The sequence below is a fragment of the Saccharopolyspora sp. NPDC002686 genome, assembly GCF_040295745.1.
Taxonomy (GTDB): Bacteria; Actinomycetota; Actinomycetes; order Mycobacteriales; family Pseudonocardiaceae; genus Saccharopolyspora; species Saccharopolyspora oryzae.
Genome location: NZ_JBEOVY010000342.1, coordinates 1 through 8216, shown reverse-complemented (window position 1 = coordinate 8216; position 8216 = coordinate 1). Strand labels below are relative to the sequence as shown.

The window sequence follows — 8216 nt, the reverse complement described above, 5'->3', positions numbered from 1 at the left end:
CGGTGCGGGTCGCCACCGCCTGGGTCTCAGCGCCATCGGCTTCATCGGTCGCAGAGTCCTTCGAGTCCTCGGTGGACTTCGCGGCCGAGCCGCCGGTGACCTCGGCGGTCGCCTGCTTCTCGGTCTCCGGGACGATGATCTTGGACATCAGCAGACCGGCCGGTGCCGCCATGAAGCTGGCCGCGATCAGGTGGTCCAGGCTGGCGCCCAGCATCGCGTAGCCGACCATCACGGTGCCGGCCACGGTGGCGAGCCCGCCGCCCATCACGGCGAAGAACTCCGAGCGGGTCATCTTCGGCAGGTAGGGGCGGACCATCAGCGGCGCCTCGGTCATGCCGAGGAAGATGTTCGCGGTCGCGTTCAGCGACTCCGGGCGCGAGGTGCCCAGCACCTTGCTCAGCCCGCCACCGAGGATGCGGACCACCCACTGCAGGATGTTCCAGTGGTAGAGCACCGCGGTCAGCGCCGAGATGAAGATGATGATCGGCAGCACCTGGAAGGCCACCACGGTGCCCTCGGTGGGCAGGATCGGCCCGACCATGAACTCGATGCCCTCCTTGGAGGAGTCGAGCACCTTCTGCACCGCGTTGCTCACCGCGGACAGCGCCTGCTTGCCCAGGTCCCAGCGCAGCACGACCACCGCGAACAAGATCTGGATCGCCAGCGCACCCACCACGGTGCGGGGATTGATCGCGCGCCGGTTCGTCGACAGCGCGAACGCCAGCAGCAGCACCACGAGCATGCCGCCGAGACCCCACAAGACCTGCACCTGCATCAGCCTTCTTTCCGGTGAACGCCGCGAATGCGACGTGGACGTGGAAACCCGGGCGATGCTCGCATGCAGGTCAGAGGTTCTGCACAGGGGACCGGCATTTGTGATGGGCATCTCGCGGCGCCCGGGTGCGGCGTCTGGTGGAACCGCACCCGGCGCGACGGATCGGTTACATCGGGTTGTGCAGCGGGACGGTGGCCTGCTTCAGCCAGGTCCCGGTGGTGAAGTCGCGGGCCTTGATCACCACGGTGCGCGCGTCGACCTCGATCTGCAGGCCCTGGTTGAACGCCCCGCCGAGGGAGACCTCGCCGCCCTTGCCGTCGTCCTCCCAGCCGACCTGGATGGCCCCGGTGTTGATCACGTTGAAGCCCTCCAGGTTGCCGGTTTCCCGCACCACGCGGCGGACGACCCAGTCGGACAGGTCCAGGTTCCAGTGCGTGTGCCCGGAGAACAGGAACACGTCGGGGTAGCGGCCGAGCAGCTGCAGCAGCTGGTCGGCCTGCAGGTAGTCGTTGCGGTACAGCTTGTTGTGCGTGCCGGAGACGGTGTTCGGCAGCGGGTGGTGGGTCAGCACCATGACCGGCTTGCGCCAGCGGGCCCAGAACTCGAGGCGGTCGGCGAGCCAGTTGAACTGCTGGTCGCTGATCCACACCTCGTCCCAGAGGCTCTGGTCGTGGTAGTGCGAGTAGCGCTCGGTTCCCAAGCACAGCACCGGGATCCCGCCGAACGAGGTCTCGGAGTAGACGGTGTTGCGCGCGGCGAAGCGGTAGAAGCTGCGGAACAGCGAGTCCTCGGTGGTGCCGTTGGGCCAGGTCTCCTGCGCCAGGGTGTTCGGGTCGCGCCACTTCGGCACGTAGAACTCGTGGTTGCCGATCGCCCACGCCACGTTCTGCGGATGCGGGTGCTGGTCCAAAGTGGACTGGACGGCGGCGTACTCGAAGTCGTAACCGCGCGGCGTGATGTCCCCGGCGATGCCGAGCCCGGCGCTGTTCGGGTTGATGGTGGCCAGGTCGTCCAGCGCGCGGCCGAAGTCGGCGAGGTCGCCCTGGATGTCGCTGATCACGTTGAACCGGACCTTGTCAGCGGAGGTCGGTGGCGGCGCGGCCTGCGCCGAGGTGCTCAGCGCGGCGGTGGCGGCGAGCGAACCACCCGCGCGACGGTCCATCTGGGGTTGACTCCTCGTCTTGCTAGTGCTGGGGCTGGTCGGAAGGTAGGCCGCCGCGGCGCCCGATCGGTGGACTCTCCGCGTCCACTCGGTGGATTCCTGCCGAACATCCGAATGGCACCGGTGAATCCGGTAAAAACACGTGCTCCGGCGACTTCCCGTCAAACCAGCCGCCGCCCGGGCGGGGGTGGATACGTTCCGCTCCGGCTTGGCCAGGACGAAGGGAAGTGGCATGCCGAAACGACCAGTACTGGCGACCGCCACCGCGCTGGCCGCGGTGTCGGCCCTCGCGCTGCCGGCCACCGCACCGGCCGCACCGCTGACCGGGGTCGCGGCGGTGCAGGACCACCTGCAGGAGCTGCAGAAGATCGCGGAGGCCAACGGCGGGAACCGGGCGGCGGGCCAACCCGGCTACAAGGCTTCGCTGGACTACATCAAGGCGCAGCTGGACAGGGCCGGGTTCACCACCTCGGTCCAGGAGTTCGACGCCATGGGCGGCACCACCTACAACCTGCTGGCCGAAACGCCCGGTGGCGACGCCAACAACGTGGTCGTGTTCGGCGCGCACCTGGACAGCGTCAGCCGCGGCGCGGGGATCAACGACAACGGCACCGGCTCGGCGGCGATCCTGCAGGCCGCGCTGGACTACGCGGGCAGCGGCGCGACCCCGAAGAACAAGCTGCGCTTCGCCTTCTGGGGCGCCGAGGAGGAGGGCCTGGTCGGCTCCACGCACTACGTGCAGTCGCTGCCGCAGGCCGAGCGGGACCAGATCGCCGCGTACCTGAACTTCGACATGGTCGGTTCGCCCAACGCCGGCTACTTCACCTACGACGGCGACGACTCCGACGGCGAGGGTGCCGGGCCGGGGCCGGAAGGTTCGGCGCAGATCGAGAAGCTGCTCAACGACTCGCTGGCCGCGGCCGGGGTGGAGACCGAGGGCACCGACTTCGACGGCCGCTCCGACTACGGCCCGTTCATCGAGGTGGGCATCCCGGCGGGTGGCACCTTCACCGGCGCCGAGGAGACCAAGAGCGAAGAGCAGGCCCAGAAGTGGGGCGGCCAGGCGGGCGAGGCGTTCGACCCGTGCTACCACCAGGCCTGCGACACCATCGACAACGTCGACACCCAGGCCCTGGACCGCAACCTCCAGGCCATCAACGCCGCGGTGACCACCTACGCGGAGCAGTTCCCCCAGCCGTAACGCGCAAACGGCTGGTGTGAACGAGGGCGGGCGGCTTTCGAACCCCGGAAGCCGCCCGCCCTCTTTCGCGTTTCTTGAACCGGCCCGGAATGCTGTCGCGGGACGGGCAGGCGCATTACGCTTCGAACGCGCAGCCGGTCTCGGAATCCGCCTGAAATGGGAGAGAAGCGTTTTGTGGGTAATTTTGGGCGGTTTGGTCTTCGTCCTGGCCGGTGGATGGGCGGCTTACCAGGGCTGGCGGCTGAACCGGACGGGTGAGCGCGTGCCCGGGACCGTGGTGGACCTGCACTGGCGGCACAGCACGGGTTCCCATCGCAATAGGAGGATCTGCTACCCGGTGGTGGAGTTCTGGACCGCCGAGGGGCGGCTCGTCCGGGCGAAGACGAGGGTCGGCGGTAGCTCCAGCCCCGAGAAGGGAGCCCAGGTTCAGGTGCTCTACGACCCGGCCAAGCCGGAAGAGGTCGTGATCGACACCGCGTCGGGCCGGGCGAACTGGCTACCCCTCGTTGCCGTCGTGGTCGGGTTGGGGCTCATCGTCTGGGTGATCATGCACCCCGGGAAGTTCTGAGCTCGATCCGGACTTGCACGGGAATCCGTGGACGTACAGAGGTGATCTTGCGGGCCCCGGCGAGCAGCGAGGTGCTGTCTCGCCGGGCAGATCACCTGCGATCACCGCGACGGCGACCCTTGGTGACCGGAGCTCGGCGCCTCCGGTGCGGCGTCCGGAAAAATCGTTCGCCACGGACATCTCGGGCGCGATAGCTTCCGCGGCATGAGCTCGTCAGCCGCCATGGGGCACGTCGACCTGCAGAAGGTGAACTACGTCTTGCCCGATGGCCGGGTGCTGCTGGACGACGTGTCGTTCCGCGTGGGAGACGGGGCGAAGACCGCTTTGGTCGGTCCGAACGGCTCGGGCAAGACGACGTTGCTGCGGCTGGTCTCGGGCGACCTGACGCCGACCGAGGGCAGCATCGCCCGATCCGGTGGTCTCGGCGTGATGCGCCAGTTCATCGGTCACGCCCGCGATGATTCGACGGTGCACGACCTGCTGGTCTCGCTGTCTGCGCCGCGGCTCCGCGCCGCGGCGGAGAAGCTGGAGCGGACCGAGAACCGGCTCATCGAGCAGGACGACGATGCTGCTCAGATCGCCTATGCCGAGGCGATCGCGGAGTACACCGACGCGGGCGGCTACGACGCGGAGGTGCTCTGGGACGTCTGCTGCACCGCCGCTATCGGAATCCCTTACGACCGCGCCCGATTCCGTGAGCTGCGGAAGCTGTCCGGTGGTCAGCAGAAGCGGCTCGCGCTGGAAGCGCTGCTGCGCGGCCCGGACCAGGTGCTGCTGCTCGACGAGCCGGACAACTACCTCGACGTGCCGGGCAAGCAGTGGCTCGAGGAGCAGATCCGGGAAACCCCGAAGAGCGTGCTGTTCGTGACCCACGACCGGGAACTGCTCAACCGCACCGCGAACCGGATCGTGACGGTCGAGCTGGGCGCGGTGGGCAACCGGACTTGGGTGCACGGCGGCGGTTTCGCCACCTACGACCAGGCCCGCGAGGACCGGAACTCCAGGTTGGACGAGCTCCGCCGCCGCTGGGACGAGGACCGGGCGAAGCTGGTCCGGCTGGTCCAGATGCTCAAGCAGAAGGCGTCGTACAACGACTCCATGGCCGCCCGCTATCAGGCGGCGCAGACCAGGCTGCGCAAGTTCGACGAAGCCGGCCCGCCGGAGGCGTTGCCGCGCAAGCAGAACGTGAAGGTGAAGCTGGCCGGCGGGCGCACTGGGAAACGCGCGGTGGTCTGCGAGGACCTGGCGCTGGACGGGCTGACCAAGTCGTTCACCACCGAGATCCGCTACGGCGAGCGAATCGCAGTGCTAGGCGCCAACGGCTCCGGCAAGTCGCACTTCCTGCGGCTGCTGGCCCGGGGCGGCAGCGATGATGTGCCCGTACCGGACCAGGAAGCGCTGACACCGGTGGCGCACACCGGTCTCGCGCGCCTGGGCGCGCGCGTGGTGCCGGGCATGTTCGCGCAGACCCACGAGCACCCGGAGTTCACCGGCCGAACGTTGCTGGAACTGCTGATGGGCGGGGGAGAGCGGCGTGCGGGCATGACCCGCGAGGAAGCCAGCCGCCTGCTCGCCCGCTACGACATCGTGCAGGGAGCGCAGCGCCCGTTCGACACGCTCTCCGGTGGTCAGCAGGCCAGGTTCCAGATCCTGCTGCTGGAACTGGAAGGCGCGAACCTCCTGCTCCTGGACGAACCCACGGACAACCTCGACCTGGTCTCGGCGGACGCGTTGCAGGCGGGCCTGGACGAGTTCGACGGAACGGTGATCGCGGTGACCCACGACCGCTGGTTCGCCCGCTCCTTCGACCGCTTCCTGGTCTTCCACGCCGAAGGCCAGGTCCGCGAGTCGCCGGAACCGGTCTGGCAGGAGGGGCCCCGGTAGCCGGGCGGGGTCGGGGGCAGTGCCCGGCTACCGGGAGGACCGGCGCGTGTCGGGGAGGGATCGACGCGCCGGTCCGGTCAATGGGTGTTCGGCGGAGGCCACACCACAGGTTCAGCGGAAACCGAGCTCGCGCCGGACCACTCGCGAAGCCGATGTCGTCCCGCGTACTCGGCAGCCCGCTCGGCCTCGACGTCGCCGATCAACCGCCACACGTCGTAAGAACCCTCGCCAGCATCCCCGTGCTGCCGATGCGACGACGGTAAGAGCAACATGCCCCAGATGACGAGGTTGATCGCAACGAGAGTGCCGAGCTGAAGCCAGAACACGGGAAACCTCCATCCGTCCGAAGTAGACTCTCAACGACGCGCCCGCTTGACGCATTCCTGTTCGCGCAGCTGGCCAGGCCCACGCCGAGTGCTGCGAGGCCGAGCAGGGGCAGTGGCCCGCGTCGAGGCGATCTGCTCGCAGATCCAGCAGTGCGGCCGAGTGGTGGTGGGATGCCCAACGGCGGCCCACATGACAACGGCCCCGCAAGCCCCGTCCCCACCCGGCCGAGCAACGAAGTGCGTCTCCAGACCCCGCAACCCAGGCGAAGGCAACCACCGCGGCCAAACCTCAACACCGAACATCCACGCCTCCAGGATTTTCGAGGTACCTTGGTTTGTGATCGCTGGGAACCGGTCACGAACCACTTGAGTTCATTAATTCCTGGTCACGGGCTGAGACCGCAAGCCCGTTGCCCTCAACCTTTTGGGTGGTGTCCAAGATGACTCAAGATGGCCGTAAGCTGTGGAACGTGGGTGACACCGCAGGTACGCCGCGTACTCGCGCGCTCGCTGCCGCATTGCGGAGCGCGCTGGATGATTCTGGACTTACCGCGAGGCAGGCTGGGCGTCTGCTCGACAAGTCCCACAGCACCATCTCGCAGTGGCAGACGGGCAAGCGTGTACCGACCACCGACGACGTGTCGGCATTCCTGGCCGTGCTCGGTGTGACGGGCAAGCGACGACGGCAGGTCCTCGACCTGGCGCGCAATGCACGCGAATCAAACTGGCTTGCCGGAGGCGTTTCGGAGCAGCTGGCGGGGATCGTCGAATGCGAGAGAACTGCTGTCGAGATCGTCGACTGGTGCCCACTCGTCATCTCCGGTCTCCTGCAGTCTCCGGAGTACGCGCGGGCGATCATCGGTGACGATGACGCGCTTGCACCACAAGAAGTAGAAAAGCGCGTCGCGATCCGGCTCGAGCGTCAGGTCCAGCTCACTCAACGAGACGATCGTCCGGTCGATCACACGGTGCTGATCGGCGAGCCCGCACTCCGTCAGTGCATTGGTGGGAAAGGTGTGCTCGTCGAGCAACTCCACCGGCTGGTCGCGCTCAACGGGAAGAAGGGGACGACGATCCAGGTCGTGCCGACTGGTGGCGGCTGGCATCCAGGGCTGATGGGGCCGTTCGTGATCTACGGGTTCGCGGAGTCACCTGCGATCGTCGCCATCGAGAACCACAAGTCGTCGGTGTTCCTGTACGAGGACGACGACGTGGTGACCTATCGGCGTGCGTCGGCATCGATCCGCCGCGCCGCGATCAGCCCAGAAGAGTCGTCTGAGTTCATCCTCGGTGTGATCGGACAGTTGGAGGAGATATGAACAGTCCTGTGCAATGGTGCAAGAGCAGCTACAGCGGTCAGGAGACGCACTGCGTGGAGTTATCCAGCCCTCGCGGACTGATCCGGGACTCGAAGGATCCCGAAGGCCCAGTGCTTTCCGTTGACATCACGGGGTTTTTGCGGGCTGTGAAGGCTGGGCGGTTCGAGCGGTGAGTGCGTGGGTCGTGAGTGTGAAACCGTGTTGGAGCACTGTTTCACACTCACGACCCCGTTCAGGTGGTGAGTGAAGGGCACCTTTGACCGACTTACTCGGTCGAAGGTGCCCTTCACTCGGTTCAGATCAGCGTCAGCTCTGCTTGGGAGCGTTGAGGAACGTCTCCAGGGAGTCGTCCATGGCTTCCCACCACGGGGTGTGGTGGGTCGGGGCTTCGGTTCCCGTGCAGGGGGAGGGGAAGCCGCGGTCGCGGTAGCCGGTGATGGATTCCTGCTTGTCGTGCTCCCAGTCGCGGAAGAGCTTGCGGGTCAGGTCGAGGTCGAACTTCGGGTAGTCCACCTCGGCCAGGAGCTCCGCCACGTGATCGGCCTGGAAGTCGATCATTCCCGCGTCGTCGGTGAGCGTCGACTCGCGCTGGACCCACGACTCGATGTCGGCCGCCATCTCCTCGCGGGACGGCAGGGACACCCGGCCGAGCACGTAGTCGCGGGCGTACCAGGCCTCGGCGTCGAACAGGGTCATCGTGTAGAACTGGTCCTGCATGCCCAGGTACATCAACTTCGGGTTGTCCAGCCAGAACACGCCCTTGTACAGGTTCGCCGGGTAGAGCACGTTCTTGGTGCGCAGGCGCAGTTCGTCCGCCAGGAACGGGAAGTGGTGCTTGTACCCGGTGCACAGCACGATCGCGTCGATCTGGCGGGTGGTGCCGTCCTTGAAACGGGCGACGTCGCCGTCCATCCCGACCAGCTGCGGGACCTCTTCGATGCCTTCCGGCCACTTGAAGTCCATCGGTGCGGTGCGGTAGGT

The 8216-nt window shown here is 67.1% G+C and carries 7 protein-coding genes and 1 pseudogene; 5 read left to right on the top strand and 3 right to left on the bottom strand.

Going from position 1 to position 8216, the window contains the following annotated elements; all coding sequences use genetic code 11:
• Nucleotides 1-775 (bottom strand): Na+ dependent nucleoside transporter N-terminal domain-containing protein (locus ABTZ89_RS31690; protein WP_351051633.1); only part of this gene is annotated, 775 nt, incomplete at its 3' end.
• A 166-nt stretch (nt 776-941) separates the two neighbouring features.
• Nucleotides 942-1937, bottom strand: coding sequence for a metallophosphoesterase family protein (locus tag ABTZ89_RS31685; protein ID WP_351051630.1), 996 nt, complete (start codon nt 1935-1937; stop codon nt 942-944).
• Nucleotides 1938-2169: 232 nt separating this feature from the next.
• Between ABTZ89_RS31685 and ABTZ89_RS31680 the strand changes: the two genes are divergently transcribed.
• The 5 genes from ABTZ89_RS31680 to ABTZ89_RS31660 all read left to right on the top strand — a co-directional run bounded on the left by ABTZ89_RS31680 (nt 2170) and on the right by ABTZ89_RS31660 (nt 7408).
• Nucleotides 2170-3138, top strand: coding sequence for a M28 family metallopeptidase (locus ABTZ89_RS31680; RefSeq protein ID WP_351051627.1), 969 nt, complete (start codon nt 2170-2172; stop codon nt 3136-3138).
• 193 nt (nt 3139-3331) lie between these two features.
• Entirely contained in the window at nt 3332-3706 is a 375-nt protein-coding gene (locus ABTZ89_RS31675; protein ID WP_502949628.1) for a DUF3592 domain-containing protein, read from the top strand.
• Nucleotides 3707-3928: 222 nt separating this feature from the next.
• Nucleotides 3929-5590: an ABC-F family ATP-binding cassette domain-containing protein gene (locus ABTZ89_RS31670; protein WP_351051636.1), complete on the top strand. Its 1662-nt coding sequence runs from the start codon at nt 3929-3931 to the stop codon at nt 5588-5590.
• Between the two features lie 796 nt (nt 5591-6386).
• Nucleotides 6387-7235: a helix-turn-helix domain-containing protein gene (locus ABTZ89_RS31665; RefSeq protein WP_351051621.1), complete on the top strand. Its 849-nt coding sequence runs from the start codon at nt 6387-6389 to the stop codon at nt 7233-7235.
• Nucleotides 7232-7408 carry a DUF397 domain-containing protein gene (locus ABTZ89_RS31660; protein ID WP_351051618.1) on the top strand — a complete coding sequence of 59 codons (177 nt, stop codon included), beginning with the start codon at nt 7232-7234 and terminating at the stop codon, nt 7406-7408. Before ABTZ89_RS31665 ends, ABTZ89_RS31660 begins: the two co-directional genes overlap by 4 nt.
• A 133-nt stretch (nt 7409-7541) precedes the next feature.
• Here the strand turns inward: ABTZ89_RS31660 and ABTZ89_RS31655 are convergent.
• A pseudogene (locus ABTZ89_RS31655) lies at nt 7542-8216 on the bottom strand (NAD(P)/FAD-dependent oxidoreductase); the annotation flags it as partial.